At 67.2% G+C, this 17,124-nt stretch carries 19 protein-coding genes and 1 tRNA gene; 13 read left to right on the top strand and 7 right to left on the bottom strand.

Going from position 1 to position 17,124, the window contains the following annotated elements; genetic code table 11:
- Window positions 1-94 precede the first annotated feature (94 nt).
- The 8 genes from G6N53_RS22125 (at window position 95) to G6N53_RS22090 (ending at window position 8,058) form a co-directional block, all read left to right on the top strand.
- On the top strand, window positions 95-2,164 hold the full coding sequence (locus G6N53_RS22125) for an ABC transporter ATP-binding protein (protein ID WP_163892165.1): 2,070 nt from the start codon (window positions 95-97) through the stop codon (window positions 2,162-2,164).
- Window positions 2,161-3,003 (top strand): CbiQ family ECF transporter T component, encoded by an 843-nt coding sequence (locus G6N53_RS22120; protein ID WP_163892162.1) that lies wholly within the window; start codon window positions 2,161-2,163, stop codon window positions 3,001-3,003. The genes G6N53_RS22125 and G6N53_RS22120 overlap by 4 nt, the downstream gene beginning before the upstream one ends.
- 29 nt (window positions 3,004-3,032) lie before the next feature.
- Window positions 3,033-4,550, top strand: a complete 1,518-nt coding sequence (locus G6N53_RS22115) for a TldD/PmbA family protein (protein WP_163892159.1) — start codon at window positions 3,033-3,035, stop codon at window positions 4,548-4,550.
- Between the two features lie 4 nt (window positions 4,551-4,554).
- Window positions 4,555-5,928 carry a metallopeptidase TldD-related protein gene (locus G6N53_RS22110; RefSeq protein WP_163892156.1) on the top strand — a complete coding sequence of 458 codons (1,374 nt, stop codon included), beginning with the start codon at window positions 4,555-4,557 and terminating at the stop codon, window positions 5,926-5,928.
- A 7-nt stretch (window positions 5,929-5,935) separates the two neighbouring features.
- Window positions 5,936-6,778: a carboxymuconolactone decarboxylase family protein gene (locus tag G6N53_RS22105; RefSeq protein WP_163892153.1), complete on the top strand. Its 843-nt coding sequence runs from the start codon at window positions 5,936-5,938 to the stop codon at window positions 6,776-6,778.
- Between the two features lie 40 nt (window positions 6,779-6,818).
- Window positions 6,819-6,892: transfer RNA gene (locus G6N53_RS22100), tRNA-Ile, on the top strand.
- 111 nt (window positions 6,893-7,003) lie between these two features.
- Window positions 7,004-7,672, top strand: coding sequence for a nucleotidyltransferase domain-containing protein (locus tag G6N53_RS22095; protein ID WP_163892150.1), 669 nt, complete (start codon window positions 7,004-7,006; stop codon window positions 7,670-7,672).
- Window positions 7,672-8,058, top strand: coding sequence for a hypothetical protein (locus tag G6N53_RS22090; protein ID WP_163892147.1), 387 nt, complete (start codon window positions 7,672-7,674; stop codon window positions 8,056-8,058). Before G6N53_RS22095 ends, G6N53_RS22090 begins: the two co-directional genes overlap by 1 nt.
- Before the next feature lie 31 nt (window positions 8,059-8,089).
- Here G6N53_RS22090 and G6N53_RS22085 read toward each other — a convergent pair whose 3' ends face one another.
- The gene (locus G6N53_RS22085) at window positions 8,090-9,298 is read right to left on the bottom strand and encodes a Fic family protein (protein WP_163892144.1); all 1,209 of its coding nucleotides are present in this window, start codon (window positions 9,296-9,298) and stop codon (window positions 8,090-8,092) included.
- An 80-nt stretch (window positions 9,299-9,378) separates the two neighbouring features.
- The gene (locus G6N53_RS22080) at window positions 9,379-9,990 is read right to left on the bottom strand and encodes a TetR/AcrR family transcriptional regulator (RefSeq protein ID WP_205390435.1); all 612 of its coding nucleotides are present in this window, start codon (window positions 9,988-9,990) and stop codon (window positions 9,379-9,381) included.
- 70 nt (window positions 9,991-10,060) lie between these two features.
- Between G6N53_RS22080 and G6N53_RS22075 the strand changes: the two genes are divergently transcribed.
- Entirely contained in the window at window positions 10,061-11,164 is a 1,104-nt protein-coding gene (locus G6N53_RS22075; RefSeq protein ID WP_163892141.1) for an FAD-dependent monooxygenase, read from the top strand.
- 123 nt (window positions 11,165-11,287) lie between these two features.
- Here the strand turns inward: G6N53_RS22075 and G6N53_RS22070 are convergent, their stop codons facing one another.
- Window positions 11,288-11,677 (bottom strand): excalibur domain-containing protein, encoded by a 390-nt coding sequence (locus G6N53_RS22070; RefSeq protein ID WP_237166604.1) that lies wholly within the window; start codon window positions 11,675-11,677, stop codon window positions 11,288-11,290.
- Between the two features lie 47 nt (window positions 11,678-11,724).
- Here G6N53_RS22070 and G6N53_RS22065 point away from each other — a divergent pair, with 47 nt between their 5' ends.
- From G6N53_RS22065 to G6N53_RS22050, 4 genes are all read left to right on the top strand, one after another.
- Window positions 11,725-12,717: a GGDEF domain-containing protein gene (locus G6N53_RS22065; RefSeq protein WP_163892138.1), complete on the top strand. Its 993-nt coding sequence runs from the start codon at window positions 11,725-11,727 to the stop codon at window positions 12,715-12,717.
- A gap of 19 nt (window positions 12,718-12,736) precedes the next feature.
- Window positions 12,737-12,997 carry a hypothetical protein gene (locus G6N53_RS22060; RefSeq protein WP_163892134.1) on the top strand — a complete coding sequence of 87 codons (261 nt, stop codon included), beginning with the start codon at window positions 12,737-12,739 and terminating at the stop codon, window positions 12,995-12,997.
- 89 nt (window positions 12,998-13,086) lie between these two features.
- Entirely contained in the window at window positions 13,087-13,488 is a 402-nt protein-coding gene (locus G6N53_RS22055) for a thiol-disulfide oxidoreductase DCC family protein (protein WP_163896210.1), read from the top strand.
- Between the two features lie 42 nt (window positions 13,489-13,530).
- Window positions 13,531-14,055: a hemerythrin domain-containing protein gene (locus G6N53_RS22050; protein ID WP_163892131.1), complete on the top strand. Its 525-nt coding sequence runs from the start codon at window positions 13,531-13,533 to the stop codon at window positions 14,053-14,055.
- Between the two features lie 2 nt (window positions 14,056-14,057).
- Here the strand turns inward: G6N53_RS22050 and G6N53_RS22045 are convergent, their stop codons facing one another.
- The 4 genes from G6N53_RS22045 to G6N53_RS22030 all read right to left on the bottom strand — a co-directional run bounded on the left by G6N53_RS22045 (window position 14,058) and on the right by G6N53_RS22030 (window position 17,072).
- Window positions 14,058-15,275: a hypothetical protein gene (locus G6N53_RS22045; protein WP_163892128.1), complete on the bottom strand. Its 1,218-nt coding sequence runs from the start codon at window positions 15,273-15,275 to the stop codon at window positions 14,058-14,060.
- A 231-nt stretch (window positions 15,276-15,506) separates the two neighbouring features.
- Window positions 15,507-15,668, bottom strand: a complete 162-nt coding sequence (locus tag G6N53_RS22040; protein WP_163886479.1) for a hypothetical protein — start codon at window positions 15,666-15,668, stop codon at window positions 15,507-15,509.
- A gap of 70 nt (window positions 15,669-15,738) precedes the next feature.
- Window positions 15,739-16,584, bottom strand: a complete 846-nt coding sequence (locus G6N53_RS22035) for an adenylate/guanylate cyclase domain-containing protein (protein ID WP_371870848.1) — start codon at window positions 16,582-16,584, stop codon at window positions 15,739-15,741.
- Window positions 16,581-17,072: a DUF427 domain-containing protein gene (locus tag G6N53_RS22030; RefSeq protein ID WP_163892121.1), complete on the bottom strand. Its 492-nt coding sequence runs from the start codon at window positions 17,070-17,072 to the stop codon at window positions 16,581-16,583. Before G6N53_RS22030 ends, G6N53_RS22035 begins: the two co-directional genes overlap by 4 nt.
- Window positions 17,073-17,124: the final 52 nt, after the last annotated feature.

Here is a 17,124-nt window from a genome sequence, read left to right as displayed (position 1 = left end):
ATAGGGATGCTATGTATTTCAACGCCGCGGGTGGGTGGCGTCGGTCACCACCCGGTCAGGAGGTCAACGCCCCGACGACTGGCAGAATCAAGGAATGACCTCGGCCGGCCCGGAGAGTGCCCCTCGACGGACTGGTTCGCTTCAACCGGTCGAACTCGCCCAGGCCGCCGTGATGGCGGCGCTGTGTGCGGCCATCGCGATCATCGCGGTCGTGGTCCCGTTCGCGGCCGGGCTCTCGCTGCTGGGCACCGTCCCGATGGGCCTGCTCGCCTACCGCTACCGGCTGCGGGTGCTGATCGCCGCGACCGTCGCCGGCGGTCTCGTCGCCTTCCTCATCGCCGGCATGGGCGGCTTCATGACGGTCGTGAACTGCGCCTACATCGGCGGGCTGACCGGCATCGTCAAGCGCCGCGGCCGCGGCACCCCGACGGTGGTGGGGGCGGCGCTCATCGCCGGTGCGCTGTTCGGCGCGGGCACCGTGATCGCGCTGGCCATCCTGAGCCGGTTGCGTAACCTGATCTTCGACTCGGTCACCGCCAACGTGACCGGCGCCGCCGCGGTCATCGCCCGGATCCCGGGCATGGAGGAGGCCTCCGAGCGGATCAAGCAGGACTTCGCCACAGCGCTGGACTACTGGCCGCTGGTGTTCTTCGCCACCGGCGTGTTCAGCATCCTGTTCGTCAGCCTGGTCGGCTGGTGGGCGCTGTCGCGGGTGATGTCGCGGCTGGTCGGCATCCCCGACGTGCACAAGCTTGAGTCGTCGGTGGACGCGGGTCCGGTCGAACCGGTGCCGCTGCAGCTGCGCGACGTCCGGTTCCGGTACCCGGGTTCCGGCCGCGACGCGCTGGGACCCGTATCGCTGGCAGTGCAACCCGGGGAGCACGTGGCGGTCACCGGCGCCAACGGCTCGGGCAAGACGACGCTGATGCTCGTGCTGTCGGGCCGCGACCCCACCTCGGGAACCGTGGAACGCCCCGGCGCCGTGGGATTGGGCAAGCTCGGCGGCACCGCGGTGGTGATGCAGCACCCCGAGAGTCAGGTACTGGGTACCCGGGTCGCCGACGACGTCGTCTGGGGTCTGCCCCCCGGTACGGCGACCGATGTGGGCCAACTGCTCTCTGAGGTGGGCCTCGACGGGCTCGCCGAGCGGGACACCGGGGGGCTGTCAGGCGGTGAGCTGCAGCGGCTTGCCGTGGCTGCGGCACTGGCCCGTGAGCCCTCGCTGCTGATCGCCGACGAGGTCACCAGCATGGTCGACCAAGACGGGCGCGAGGACCTGATGTCGGTGCTGTCGGGACTCACCCAACGCCACCGCACGTCACTGGTGCACATCACCCATTACAACGACGAAGCCGACGCCGCCGACCGCACCGTCAACCTGACCGGCAACGACTCCGCTGCGGCCGACAACTCCGGCAGCGCCGACAACGTCGAGATGGTCGAAACCGCCGAGGCGCCGGCGGCCAGCGAGGTCGGTGAACCCCCGCGCGGCGCGCCGGTTCTCGAGCTCAACGGTGTGTGCCACGAGTACGGCAGCGGAACCCCTTGGGCAAAAAGCGCTTTGAGCGACATCGACTTCGCGGTACACCAAGGTGACGGTGTGTTGATCCACGGCCTCAACGGGTCCGGCAAGTCCACCCTCGCCTGGATCATGGCCGGCCTGACCGTCCCGACGTCGGGCAGCTGTCTACTCGACGGCTCGCCGGTGTCGGATCAGGTTGGTGCCGTAGCGATCTCGTTCCAGGCAGCGCGCCTGCAACTGATGCGCAGCCACGTCGCCCTGGAGATAGCCTCGTCGGCCGGGTTCTCGATGTACAACCAGGCGAAGGTGACCGAAGCGCTGCACACCGTCGGCCTGGAGCCCACGCTGGCCGCCCGGCGGGTTGACGAGCTCAGCGGCGGGCAGATGCGGCGGGTGGTGCTGGCCGGGCTGCTGGCCCGTAAGCCGCGCGCGCTGATCCTCGACGAACCGCTGGCGGGCCTGGACGCAGCCTCCCAGCGCGGCCTGCTGCGCCTGCTGGTGGACCTGCGTCGCCGCGAGGGGCTGACGCTGGTGGTCATCTCGCATGACTTCATGGGGCTGGAGGAATTGTGCCCGCGCACGCTGCATCTCGAGGACGGGATGCTGGCCGCGGTGCCGACGACGGCAGGGGAACGGTCATGACGGCCGCACCGCGCAAGCAGCGCAGGCAGGTGGTGCTGCTGCGGCCGGTACCGGGCCAGACCGTCATCCACGACCTGTGGGCCGGCTCGAAGCTGCTGATCGTCGCCGGCATCGGAGTGCTGCTGACGTTCTACCCGGGCTGGGTGCCCATCGGCGCCGTCGCCGTGCTGATCGTCGTGGCGGCGCGGCTGGCGCACATCCCACGCGGCGCGTTCCCGACAGTGCCGAGGGTGTTGTGGGTGCTGGTGGCGCTGGGGGCGATCACCGCGGCGTTCGCCGGCGGCAGCCCGGTGATCCCCGTCGGCTCCGTCGACATCGGTCTGGGCGGGCTGCTGAACTTCCTGCGCATCGCCGCGCTGACGGTGGTACTGCTCGGACTCGGTGCGATGGTGTCGTTCACCACCAACGTCGCCGAGGTCGCGCCCGCAGTGGCGACGCTGGGCCGTCCGCTGCGCCCGTTGCGGGTGCCGGTCGACGACTGGGCGGTGACGCTGGCGTTGGCGCTGCGGGCATTCCCGATGCTGTTCGAGGAGTTCCGGGTGCTCTATGCGGCGCGCCAGCTGCGTCCCCGTGACGTCGACGCGACCGGGCGGGGCCGCGGGCGGCGATGGGCCGCCGAGCTGATCGACCTGCTCTCCGCGGCGATCACCGTCGCGTTGCGCCGCGCCGACGAGATGGGCGACGCGATCACCGCCCGCGGCGGCGCCGGACAGATCTCGGCGGCACCGACACGACCCAAGCGCCGGGACTGGGTGGCGTTCGCGATCGTGATCGCGGTCTGCGGAACCGCCCTGGCGCTCGAGTTGACGGTGCTGGGCACCAGCGGCACCGGCCGCTGACCCCGGAGGCAGCCGCTACGGTGGTTCGCGTGACGGGGTCCCGACGAATCGATGCCGACTTTCTTGCGTTGCCACGCCATGAACTGGGGGACGCGGCGCTGTCCACGGCGGTTGCGGCCGGAGCGAGCTACGCCGACCTGCGGGTGCACGCCATCACGACCGAGACCATGCAGCTACGTGACGGTGCGCTCGAGAACGCCGTCGTCGACCACGAGATCGGGCTGGCGGTGCGCGTCATCGTCGACGGCACCTGGGGCTTCGCCTCGCACGCCGAGCTCGACACCGCAGCGGCAGCCGAGACCGCGCGGCGTGCGGTGAAGGTGGCGGCCACGCTGTCCGCGCTGAACGCCGAGCGCATCGAACTGGCGCCCGAGCCCGTCTACCGTGATCTGTCCTGGGTGTCGGACTACGTCGTCGATCCGTTCGCGGTGGCTGCCGAGGACAAAGTCGCGGTGCTGCAGGACTACTCGGGCCGGCTGCTGGCCGCAGACGGTGTCGACCACGTGTCGGCGTGGCTGCACACCGCCAAGGAGCAGACGTTCTACGCCGACACGTTCGGCTCGTCCATCACCCAGCAGCGGGTACGGGTGCTGCCGAATCTCGAGGCGGTGACCGTGGATTCGGCCGCCGGGACGTTCGACACCATGCGCACGCTGGCGCCGCCGACCGCGCGGGGCTGGGAAGCCGTTGCCGGCGACGAGGTGTGGGACTGGACCGGCGAGTTGGCGCAGTTGCCCTCGCTGCTGGCGGAGAAGGCGAAGGCACCCAGCGTGGTGGCCGGACCGACCGACCTGGTGATCGACCCGACGAACCTGTGGCTGACGATCCACGAGTCGATCGGCCATGCCACCGAGTACGACCGCGCGATCGGATATGAAGCCGCCTACGCCGGGACGTCGTTCGCCACCCCGGACAAGCTGGGCACCATGAAGTACGGGTCGGCGGTGATGAACGTGACCGCCGACCGCACCGTCGCCCACGGCCTGGCGACCGTGGGTTTCGACGACGAGGGGGTGCGTGCGCAGAGCTGGGATCTGGTGCGTGACGGGATCTTCGTCGGGTATCAACTCGACCGAGTGTTCGCACCGCGGCTCGGGGTGGCGCGCTCCAACGGCTGCTCGTATGCCGATTCCGCCCACCACGTGCCGATCCAGCGGATGCCCAACGTCTCGCTGCAACCGAGCCACGACGACGTGAGCACAGACGACCTGATCGCCCGGGTGGCCGACGGTATATACATCGTCGGCGACAAGAGCTGGTCAATCGACATGCAGCGCTACAACTTCCAGTTCACGGGCCAACGATTCTTCCGGATCCGTGACGGCAAGCTCGACGGGCAGATCCGTGACGTCGCCTACCAGGCGACCACCACCGACTTCTGGGGAGCGCTGGAAGCGGTCGGCGGGCCGGGCACCTGGCGGCTGGGGGGCGCGTTCAACTGCGGCAAGGCGCAGCCCGGTCAGGTCGCCGCGGTCAGCCACGGCTGCCCGTCGGCCTTGTTCAGGGGCATCAACGTGCTCAACACCCGTGAAGAGAGCGGGCGGTAGAACAGTGATCACCGCACAACAGGTAGTCGACATCGCGCTGGCCGAAGCCCGGCGGCTCGGCAGGGCAGACGAAACCATCGTCTTGGTCACCGATCGCATTGATGCCTCACTGCGCTGGGCGAACAACACGATGACCACCAACGGCGAATCTACCAGCCGCACCACCACGATCATTTCGGTTGTGCGACAAGGCGACGACGCACGCGTCGGATCCGTGCGGTCCAGCTCGGTGAACCCGACCGTCATCACCGACCTGGTGGCGGCCTCCCAGCAGGCCGCCGCAACGGCGCCGCACGCCAGGGACGCCGCGCCGGCACTGCCGGCTGCTGACGCGCCGCCCGACTGGGACGCGCCCGTGCCCGGCACAGGGGCGGAGGTCTTCGGTGACGTGGCCGGTGCGTTGGCGCGCGGCTTCCGGGGCGGTGACACGCTGTTCGGCTACGCACGCCACATCGTCGAGACGACGTTCGTCGCGACCTCCAACGGGTTGCGCCGGCGGTTCACCGAGCCCACCGGGTCGCCGGAGATCAACGCCAAACGTGCCGGTGCCAGCGCCTGGGTGGGCGTCGGCACCCCCGATTTCGAAGCGGTGCCAACGGATTCGATGCTCGACCAGCTTGCGACGCGGTTGTCGTGGGCGCGGCGCATCATCGAGCTGCCCGCCGGGCGTTACGAGACGATCATGCCGCCGTCCACGGTGGCGGACATGATGATCTACCTGAGCTGGACCATGGGTGGACGGAGCGCGCAGGAGGGACGCACCGCGCTCGCGGCGCCTGGCGGCGGAACCCGGGTGGGGGAGAAACTGACGTCGCTGCCGTTGACGCTGTACTCGGACCCCCGCGCGGTGGGGTTGGAGTGCGCGCCGTTCATCGCGACGGCGAGTTCCTCGGAGCGGGCCTCGGTGTTCGACAACGGGCTGGAGATCGAGCGCGTCGACTGGATCCGCGACGGTGTGATCAACGCGTTGTCCTTCCCGCGGGCGGCGGCCGCGGAGTTCGATGCGCCGGTGACGGTGGCCGCCGACAACCTCCTGATGACCGGCGGGCCGCAGAGCCTGCAGGACATGATCGCCGGCACCGAACGGGGTCTGCTGCTGACCACGCTGTGGTACATGCGCGAGGTCGACCCGTCGGTGCTGCTGCTCACCGGGCTGACCCGCGACGGGGTGTACCTGGTCGAGGACGGTGAGGTCACGGCCGCGGTGAACAACTTCCGCTTCAACGAGAGCCCGCTGGACCTGCTGCGTCGTGCCACCCAGGCCGGCGTCAGCGAGCTGACCCTGCCCCGGGAGTGGGGTGACTGGGCGACCCGCGCTCAGATGCCGTCGCTTCGGATCCCCGACTTTCACATGTCCTCGGTCAGTCAGGCGCAATAATCCTGGTGTGAGTGAACCCACACCCTCGGAGCGGCTGGCCGGACTGGTGGCGTCGTCCAGCGGGGACAGCAACGCCGACACCCTGATCAGGTTGACGTGCGGACGGGCGCTGGCTCTGCCGGCGTTGCCGACTCCGGGTGATCTGGCCGACGAGCGGACCAAAGAGCTGTCCGTTCTGGCGGCGTTCGCCGAGCAGTTCTCGGTGGACGTGACCAACATCGGGGACAACCAGCGCACCCGTTTCCTCGCTGCCGCGGGAGACAACGCCTTTCGGGTCGCGGTGGCGATCTTCATCGCCGACTTCGTGCCTCGGGTCTGGGCCGGATGTGAGGCGCTCGATCTCGGGCATCCGGGGCGGACCGCCGATGTGCAGTGGGACCGCGACACCGACCCGATTGACGCGCTGCTCAACGGGTTCGTGCCCGCGGTGGCCCGGCTGAGCAAGCTCGACCCCGTCACCACGGAGATAGTCCGGTTGCGCGGCGCGGCGGCGCACCACTGCCGGCTGTGCCAGTCGTTGCGGGAAGTGCACGCACTTGACGCCGGCGGGTCGGAGGACATGTACCGCCAGATCGCCGATTTCGAGTCCGCCGACGACCTGTCCGACGCGCACAAGGCCGCGCTGCGCTACGTCGACGCGCTGATCTGGACGCCGTCGCAGATCGACCCGTCGGTGGCGGCCGGGGTGCGTAAGCACTTCTCGGGCAAGCAGATGATCGAGCTGACGTTGGATGTGATGCGCAACGCGGCGAACAAGATCGCGGTCTCGCTGGCCGCCGATGAACCGCGCGTTGCCGAAGGCACCGAGCGCTACGAGGTGGACGAGGCCGGACAGACGATCTTCGCCTGAGAAAGCCATATGCGACCATGGTGGCCGCGCACGTCGCGACGGGGCGGTAGCTCAGTCGGTTAGAGCTGCGGACTCATAATCCGTAGGCCGCGGGTTCGAGCCCCGCCCGCCCCACGTCCAAGTTGTCTTGGTTCAGAGGCTGCCAATCGGCCGGCTTGGAGACCTGCGCAATGCAACTATAGTAGTGTAACTCTAACTATAGTTTGAGCGTTGAGGACTTCGAGTATGCAGTTGAACAAGCCGTTCGCCACTGTGACGCCCACATTGGACGGCGATGTACTGGGTGTCCTGGCAAGCGCTGATGTCCCATTCACGATTTCCCAGATCCAGCGCATCCTCACCACGGTGTCGGGTGAAGGCATCCGCAAGGTCCTTACCCGCCTCACCGCCCAGGGCGTAGTACTGCACGATCGGGTGGGAAGGACGAACACCTATCGGCTCAATACGGAACATCTTGCAGCCGAGCCAATCGTGTCGCTCTCAAAGCTGATCTCCATCTTCTTGGAGCGGCTGGAGGCCCACTTGGCGGGCTGGGGCAAGGATCTGAAGTACGCCGCGGTGTTCGGGTCCGCAGCAGCCGGCCGGATGACGCTGGACAGCGACATCGACCTGTTTCTGGTGCGCGCCTGCACGCCCGATCTCGATGGTCACGATGTGGGGCCCGACCTGTGGGAACAGCGGCTGACCGAACTCGCCCGACTCGTCACCGCGTGGACCGGCAATGACGCCCGTGTCGTCGAGTACACCGAAAACGACCTCGCCGCCGCAGCCTCGGCTGGTGAACCTCTGCTTCGTGACGTGGCCACGCAGGGCCTGACCGTCGCGGGAACACGGGCCTGGTTCAACACGCAATTGCGCCCGATCGGTAGTTCTCCGGTTGCGAGGGGATCGTGATGGCGGGGCAACGCGACTGCGACGCCGTGGTCACTGCCGGGCGCATGTCCAAGGCGAACGAGTTCTTCGCAGCGGCAGACCATCTGGGAGAGGGGATGCCCAACGCCGCCGGCGATCTCTATGTTGACTCCGGAATTGCCGCCGCGGACGTGATCTGCTGCGTTCGCCTCGGGGCGCACTCGAACACCGGCAAGCATAACGAGGCCGTCGCTTTGCTGAAGCGGGCAGACAACGGCTCCGAGCGTCACCTGAACACGCTGTTGAACTTGAAGAACAAGGCTGCCTACACCCATCAGGGCCTGACTGCAGCGGAGTTGAAGAGAATGAACCGTGCGGCAGAGCGCCTGGTCGAGGCGGCCAGGCTAGCAATGGCTTCCGGACGCTGACACCACACAAACAGCGATCTGCGCATCGATATCAAGATGGGTGCGTACGTCGTCCCGCTCGGACAGCGAAGGCGTCCAGCGCGCCCAGCACTTCAGGCGCGCGCCATGCCCTGTTGCGCGCGCGATCCGTGAATTCGATGATGACTCCCGCTTCGGCCAGTGGATCGATGTATCGGCGCGCGTTCCCGGTCCTGATCATGAGTTCACGTTGCAGGAACCTCGCGTTGATGACCGGGTACTTGATGAGCATGTCGGCGACGCGATGGATCGCTGAGTCACGGCGAGCGGTGATCCTGGAGTTCCACTCTTCACGAATTGATCGCAGTTCCGTGACGAGTTGTCGGCCGTTGGCGACGGCTAGCAGTGATGCCTCCGAAAGGCGCGCGACGATTGGAGCGACATCGCCCTCGCGGTAAGAGCCGAGTGCGTGGAAGTACGCATCGGTGTTGGTGAGAAGGCCGGCGGAGACCGGGACTGTGATCTGGCGGGTGAGCCGCTTGTGGCGCAGCATCGCCTGGATGAGCGCTCGTCCTGTGCGGCCGTTGCCATCGGTGAAGGGGTGGATGGTCTCGAACTGGGCGTGCGCTATCGCGATCTGGGGGAGTGTGGGCAGATCGGTGCGACGGGTGAAGTCGAGTAGGTCTGCGATCGTCTCGAGGACGCGGGTGTGGTGAGGAGCGATGTAGTCGGCACCGCGGGGACCGAAGCTTCCGCCGCCGATCCAGACTTGTTCAGTACGCCACTGTCCGGCGGAGGTCGGGTCGCTGACACGCATCAGCGCGCTGTGCATGGCAAGGATGGCGTTCTCGTCGAGTTGGTCGGCCAGAGCAACAGCCGCCTTCATCGCCTCGGTGTTGGACACGATCTGGGCAGCATTGCGCCGGCTGGTGTCACCGAGGGCTTCCGCTTCGGCGATGGCTCGCGCCGAAGCGGTCAAGTTTTCGATATTGGAACTCGCTGCTGATTCGGATCGCAGCAAGACTGCGGAGAAAGGTGCAATCTCGTCACCAAGCTCGGCGTCGAATCGAGTGATCTCATTGCTTGCTTCCTCGGCGTCAGCAAGGACTGCGGCTGGGAGATTGACCGACAATTCGGCGATGGAGGCGGGGATCGCCGCCTCGTACTCCCCGGCCTGGCGCTGTGCCGCACGCAGGTCCGCGAGTCCGTAGCCGGCTTCAGCGGGTGCATCCCAAAGCAGCTTTTCGTACATCAGCGCTGTGCTGCCGCCAACTGAGGCCACCTTCCCACGATAGCATCACCTATGATTCTAAGTGATGCTATCTGCTGGCGTCCGCATCACGTGCCCCGTCTTTGGCCGATCTAGCTGTTGTCGCCGGCGCCGAGCCGGACCAGCGGTAGGAACACCCCGTCCACGATCTCCGCGATGGCGTCATCGGTCAGGGGCGCATGCGTGAACAGGATGTCGTGACGAAGCAGGTCGGCGGGTAGCTGCGCAATGCGGCCGTTGATCTGGTCGGGCCGGATCTCCCCGCGGGCGACGGCGCGGGCGATGAGATCGTCCATGGTGACGCCGAGTTCACCCTCGAGCGCGTCCCGCAGGTCGGCGAGGTTGGTGCCGGTGTCGCGGTAGAAGCCGCCGAGTCGGGTGATGACGGTGACGGCGAGATGGCCGCGTCGGCTGTTGGCCTGCCGTAGCAGGTCGATGACGTCGCCGCGCAGGCTGCCGGTGTCCGGCACGGTGACCGGATCCTTTTTGATCGCGGCAATCAACGCGGCGTGCACCAGTTCCGGTTTTCCCGGCCAGCGCCGGTACAGCACCGCACGACTGGTGCAGGCCCGGGCGGCGACGCCATCGACGGTGAAGTCGTCGTAGCCGCGCTCGTTGAGTTCGTCCCAGGCCGCGGCCAGAAGTGCGTTCTCCAGCGCGGGACCGCGGCGACGCTGCGGAACGTCGTCAGAAGTAAGAGACATTGCGTTTCCTAAAGATGATCGCTACGTTCGTTGGATACACAGTGGATCCTATCTCCGAGGAGGTTTCCCGATGCGCATTCTGGTTTCCGGCGCGGGCATGGCCGGGCTGTCCGCGGGCATCAACCTGGGCAACGCGGGCCATGACGTCACCATCGTCGAACGTGCACAACACCTTCGGGTCAACGGATCACCGATCGACCTGCGCGGTGAGTCGCTGACCGTCGCCCGGCAGATGGGTGTTCTCGATGAGATCCGGGTCCGGAAGGTCGACATGACGGAGCGGACTTGCTTCGTCGACGGCAACGGCGACCGGGTGGTCGAGCTTCCGCTCGCGCAGATCAACGACACGGCCGACGACATCGAAATACCCCGAGAGGACCTGGCGCACGTGCTGCGCAATGCCCTCGGCCCGTCGGTGGCATTGACGTTCGGCGATTCCATCACCGAGCTCCACGACGACGGTCGCGGCGTCGACGTCCTGTTCGCCTCCGATGAGCCGGCCCGCTACGACCTGGTGGTGGGCGCTGATGGTCTGCACTCAGCCACCCGCCGGCTCGTGTTCGGGCCCGAGCGCCGGTACCTGCGTCATCTGGGCTTCTACACCGCGTTGGCGAATGTGCCGCAGTACCACCCGGCCGATGCCGCCAACCCGATCTACAACTTCCCGGGGCACATGGTCGGGATTCTCACCTATCGCGACGTGGCCTTGGCAGTGCTGAGCTTCCGCTCACCCTGGATCGACTACGACTACCAGGACCTCGACGCGCAGAAGCGCATCCTCACCGAGGAGTTCGGCGGACACGGCAAGTGGCGGGTGCCCGAACTGCTCGACGCGGCATGCCGTGACCCGGAACTGTACTTCGACTCGGTGAGCCAGATCGACATGCCGTCGTGGCGTCGGGGACGGGTCGTCCTCGTCGGCGACGCGGCCCACTGCGCATCCCCGATGTCCGGGCGGGGGACCAGCCTGGCCCTCACCGGAACATGGCTGCTGGCAAAGGCTTTGACGGAGAACGCCAGCGACCTGGATGCAGCGTTCGCCCAATATGAGTGTGAGCAGCGCCCGCATGTCACCTACGCCCAGGGCACGGTCGGCGCGGGCGGGGACCTGATCGTTCCCGCCACTCAGGAAGCCATCGACGCACGCAATCGCGAACTCGTTCGAGCCGACTGAGTTCTTGATGAAACTAGGCGAATCGGCGTCATGGGGCACCGCCGGGACAGCGGTGTCGGCACCAAACCGTGGCCGGCGTCATCCGGCCCGAAGACATGAAGCTCTAGCCGGGAGCTGCCGGCACTATTCGCAGCCTGTGCCGTTGCCGTCGTGGTCAAGGTCGTAGAGGTCATCGCCGACGACAGCCACGGGACCCGAAACGTAGGACGGACCGTCCCCGCTCCCGCCGGCGCAGTCCACATCGCTGTCGATCGGCACGCAGGCGCCCGAATAATTGGGGTCACATGAGCCTTGCTGCTGCGAAACACGCGCTTGATAGGGGCCGGCGAACTGCTCGAACGGCACGCCGCCCGAACCTGCGGTCGCGGGTGGAGCGAACGCCAGACCCACGGCGAACACAATTATCAGGACTGACAATTTCCCCATCGCCGCCGACTGTAGTGCGGCCTGTGCCGCTGGCGGCCCCATATCGTCTGAGTGCACCTGCGCGACGGTCTGACGCGGTGGCGCCATGTCTCCTCCGGTTGACGGCCCCCTCTGGCAACAGGCAGGTTAGCGGCATGTACCGCCTCAGTTCGCTCGCCGGCGCAGGTAGTGGCGTCCTCGCAGGGCAGCGCGTGCGGCTGTTGCGGATCTATTTGGGCGCAACCACTTTCCTCTACACCTACGGCGTGGTCTTCACGCTGTTTCCGGTGCGGACCGACATCGCCTACGGCAACCCGGTCGGCGGAATCATCGCCATCGTTCTCGGGATCTCGGCGCTGGCGTACCTGGCCGTCAAGCCGGACCGGTTCGGGTTGGCCACCGTCGCTGCCATAGCGGCGACCCCCATCGTCATGGCGTTTCACGTCTCGATCACCGCCGAGTACGTCTGCCTGATCGCCCCGATGTTCCTGGCGATGTACATCCGGGCGTTCCACCCGACCCGGCAGGCATGGTTCATGATCGCCGCACTGACCGTTGCCTGCGTGGTGGCCGTCGCCATCGCCCCGGCGCCGCACGTCGGCGTGATCACCTTTCTCATCATCGCTGTGGCGATCATCGGCGCAGCGGAGGCGTTCGGCCTGCTGGTGCGCGCGATGTTCACCGCAGCCTGTACCGACCCGTTGACCGGCCTGCTCAACCGCGCGGGGTGGGAGATCGGAACCGCCGACCTGCTGACCCGGCCACGAGGGGAGACCACATCGATCACCGTCGTGGTTCTCGACATCGACGGCCTCAAGCAGATCAACGACACCTACGGACATCAAGCCGGGGACCGTCGCATCGTGGATTACGCGCACTGCTGGCGACGGATCGTTCCCCGGCAGGCCGTCCTGGCCCGGCTCGGCGGTGACGAGTTCGCCGTCTGCATCGCCGGGGAAGGTTTTGAGGCTGTCGAGCAGTTCCTCCGTGACGTCGAGGGGCAGACGCCGGGGGTCAGCCTCGGCGCCGCCACGCAGACCTCACTCGAGGCAAGCATCGCAGATTTGTACGAGCAAGCAGACGCCGCCCTGTACGAGAGCCGCGGGCGCCCCTTGCGCAGAGGTGCGGCGGATGCCGCCAGCGAGTAGCGACCGAAAGGAACCGAAAATGGCGCAATCCGGCGACATCAGTGCTGAGCTGGCCGAGTATGTCACCGGCAGCTTCGCCCGCCAGGGACTGATGCGACACCTCGGAGCCCGCATCACCGGCGCGTCGCGCCAGCTCTTCGGTGGCGGGGGACTGGTCCGACGTTCTTCACTATGCCCTGCCGGCACTGTCTCGCCGCACGCCATCGAATCGCTCACAGGCTGGTTGGCCTGCGGCCATGCGGGGAATGCCCACCACAGGCCAGAAAGAAGGATCCAGTGACAGACCCACGCAGTCAGACACAGCCGGCCGGTCATGGCGCCACCACGGCGCCCGGAAAGGCCCCTGGAAAGGCGCCCGGCGCCGTACCGGTGCTGCTCTACGACGGGGTCTGCGGATTCTGCAACGGCGCGGTGCAGACGATCCTGCGTCTGGACCCGCATGGGACGCTGCAGTTCGCAGCGCTCCAAAGTGACTACGCCGCAGCGGTGATCAACCGCCACCCCGAGCTGGCGGCCGTCGACTCGATCGTGTTCGTCGAGAACCCCGACCAGCCCGTCGAGCAGGTGTACGTCAAGTCCGCCGCGGCGCTGCGGGTGGCCGACTATCTCGGCGGCCCGTGGCGGCTGTTCAAAGGCGCGGGCATCATCCCCGCACCGGTGCGGGACCGGCTCTACGACGGGTTCGCACGAATCCGATACCGGGTCTTCGGCACTCACGACACCTGTCCGATCCCGGCGCCGGAGGTACGGGCGAGGTTCCGGGATGTGTGAGCGATCCACGAGGGTCCGATCTCGAGGAAGTAGGTAACGATCATGGCGGACATCATCGAGCTGATCTACGCCGACCATGACTGGCTGCGCCGGGAGTTCTTCCGCCTGGACGACGCCGCGAGCGCCGAGGAACTCGCGGCGGTATGGGATGTCCTGAGTACCAGGCTCGACACCCACGCCGACGCCGAAGAGGCCGTGTTCTATCCGGCGTTGCTCAAGCACGGGGGCAGGGACCATCCCGGCAACCCCGAAGGGGACCCCGAGGACGAAACCGAAGACGCCATCACCGATCACAACTCCATCCGCGACGCGGTGCGCCGGTCACGTGAGCACCAGCCGGGCAGCGAACAGTGGTTCGAGGCCGTCATCGCAGCGCGCAAGGAAAACGGCGAGCATCTCGACGAGGAAGAGCGCGAGGCCATGCCCGACTTCATCAAGAGTGCGTCACTGGAGCTGCGCCACGAGCTGGGAATGCAGTGGCTGCGATTCTACGCCGAGCATCAGGCGGGCCGCGGCATCAGCGGACGTGACCGGGATGCGGACACCTACATCGAACAGAACTCGTGAGTTCAGTCGTCCGAGTCGGAAGAATCGGAGTCGCTGCTGCTCTCGGCACCGGACCGCTCGCCTGAGTCGGATGCGGTGTCCTTGTCGTCGGCCCGGTCAGCATCGTCGGTCTCGGGTTCAGCGGCAGCGCTGTCGGGTGCGTCCTCGCTGACCTCGGTCTCGGGTTCATCGGCTTCTTCGTCGACCGCGGCTTCTTCGTCCTCTTCGGTGCCCTCGTCGACCGGACCCTCGGGAATTTCTTGCCGCTTGAGCTCCGTCGGTGCATCGACATCGTCGACGGCCGTTTCGGCCGGATCCTCCTGGGCCGGCGGCTCAGCGGACTCTTCGCCGGCTTCCTCGGCTTCCGCCCCCTCCTCGACAGGGGAGTCTTCGGTGACATCGTCGGCATCGGTGACATTCGCGCCCAGGTCGTCGGCCGTCGGCGCGGCCGTGGCCACCGTCGAGTCCGAGGTGAGCCCGGGCAGCGGAAAGTCCGGCAGCGGTGGCAGCGGGATCGGGAACCAGCCGAAGCTCAGCACGTAGTCGATCTCGCTGACGATTCCGTTGTAGACCCCGGTGACGGCGGTGTTGATGATGTCGCCGATACCGTCGAACCACACCCCGAGGTCCAGCGGGTTGTTGACCACCGGGTCGAGGAAGTCGTAAACGAAGCTGTCGACCACCGGAAGGACGAAGTCCGGGTACCAGATGTAGATCTGGTCGGAGATCAGGTATCCGAACGGAACCCAGTTGATCAACCAGGGGCCGAGTTCCAGCGAGACGTAGTTGGCCCAGTATCGGGTGAAGGAGTAGACGCCGTCGATGAGATCCGATGCCGCGTTCAGCGGGGCGGGATCCTCGATCGCCTGCGCGGTCGCGGGATCACCGGGAAGTTCGCCGGTCGCCGCAGCGGCGTCACCCGACCTCGCCGGTGCGACGGTGGCGGCACCCGGCCCGTCGTCGCCATCCAGACCGACGGTGACCAATCGGCCGTCGGCAACCGGGGCGAGCTGTTCGATCAGCGCCAGCGCGGTCTCCAGCTCTGCCTCCGAAACCCGCGTCACCGAGGCGCCGGACGCGGGCTGGGTGATCGCGGTACTCAACTCGGTACTCAAGGTCAGCGGCCGGAAGCCGAGGACGGTCCGCAACGCCTCCGGGGGCAGCGACGGGGTGGTCACCAGCGCACCGACGGACAACGCGGCGACGCCGGTCGTCAGCATCGTGCGTGTAGAACGTCTCATCCGGATCCCCACTGGTCTCGTCAACACCCGCCCGCGATCAATTTACGCGCTCGAGCGCAGATGAACGGGGAAATACACGGCGATCCGCGCGCACCGATGTGCGGGGGTCGAGACAAACGGAAAGGCGCGAGGTGCTCACACCCCGCGCCATTCCCAAAAACCTTCGGCTGTCACACGTCTCGGATCACCCGTTCACTGCCCGGATGGCCCTGCGACGCGGGACGTCGAGACCTAGAACCAGACTTTTCGACCGCCGACGGGCTTGCCGACTGCTCCCAGGATCCACAGCACGACGCCGACGACGACGAGGATTCCGCCGATGGTGTAGAGGATCGAGAGGCTGGTGAAGTAGCCGATCAACAGGAGGATGATGCCGAGCACAATCATGGTCAATCCGATCCGGTACGTAGTGTTTACAACTGCCGGGACAGAGTTGCCACATCCGTCAAATTCAAACTTCGGGTCACTGACCAGCGGGAATGTCCACCGCGTACACCGTCTGGGTGCCGTTGAGTCCCTTCAACTCCACCTCGATCGGTTCGTCGAAAGCGATGTCGGCGGTGTCGGGGACCGACTCCCGCAATGCGTGGCTGACGAGGATCTCGCCGCCGTCGGCCAGATCCGCTATCCGCGCCGCCATCGCGACATCCCGGCCGAACAGGTCATCGCCGCGCCGCACCGACGAACCTGCGTGCGCGCCGATCCGCACCCTGATGCCGTCATACCGTTGAGGGTCGTCCCGCAGGGCCTGCTGCACCGAGACGCTGCAACGCAGCGCCTCGTCGGGCCGGGCGAAGGCGATCATGAACCCGTCGCCCTGGTTCTTCACGACGTAGCCGTGATGGGCGGCGACGCGGCGCTCGACCAAGTCGTTGTGCCGTTCCAGGACTTTCACCCACGCGCGGTCACCGAGCGCTTCGTTGTGTTCGGTCGAGCCCTCGATGTCGGAGAAGACCAGCACCACCCGGCCGTCGGAGGTGATGCTGGCGAGGTCCGGTTGTTCCACCCGCGCCCACCCGGCGAGGTCCTCCACCGAACTGCGCACCGATCCGACGATGCCCTTGCGGATCAGCGAGTCTGCGCCCTGGAGGGTGTGCACCACCGTTCTCACCGCGCGCGGCGCGACGCCGAGCGGCCTGCGGCGAGCCTGGCGTGGTGTAGCGGCCCGGTCGCGGTGGCGCCGGAGTTGCCTGCGGGTGTCGGCCAGCGTCCGCCGCGACACGATCAGCAGCACACCGAGTGCGACCAGCCCGGCGAACTGCAGCGCGACGACAACCGCCAACGCGATGGTGATCCCGTTCTGGGTCACCATCCCATCGAACCCGGCACACCCTTGAACGGCCCGGAGACGCGACTGGTGATCCACCCGCCGTAGAACCCGCCCGGTTGCGGCACCACCTCTTCACCGTTGACGGTGCACCGATCGACCTGCGCGGCCATCACCGCGAGGGCGCCGGTGATCGCGGCGAACGGGCGCGTCGGCTTCAGGTAGGTCCACGCCGCCTGGGGAGCGACGACCGACGGGGTGACCAGGTCGAAGTAGCTGGCCCGCCCCTTCCACTCACACCACGACGACCCTGGAGCCACGCGCAGGACGCCCTCGCCGAAGCACTCCTGGGGCAGGTAGTACGTGGGCGGGTGGCTGGTCTCGAGCACCCGCCAGGCCCGCTCCGCGGCAGCGACGACCTGACCGCCCAGCTCGACGGTGATCGAGCCGGTGAACTCCTCCAGCCGGGGCGGCCGGGGGTAGTCCCACACCGACTCCTGTCCTGGGCGGGGTTTGTCGGGAACGGGCATGTCGCCGAGTGTAGGGACCGAACCCGGCCCGGAGTGCTCAGTCGACGGTCGG

This window comes from Mycolicibacterium hippocampi (genome assembly GCF_010723735.1).
GTDB classification, from domain to species: domain Bacteria; phylum Actinomycetota; class Actinomycetes; order Mycobacteriales; family Mycobacteriaceae; genus Mycobacterium; species Mycobacterium hippocampi.
This window is presented reverse-complemented; position numbering and strand designations above follow the sequence as displayed.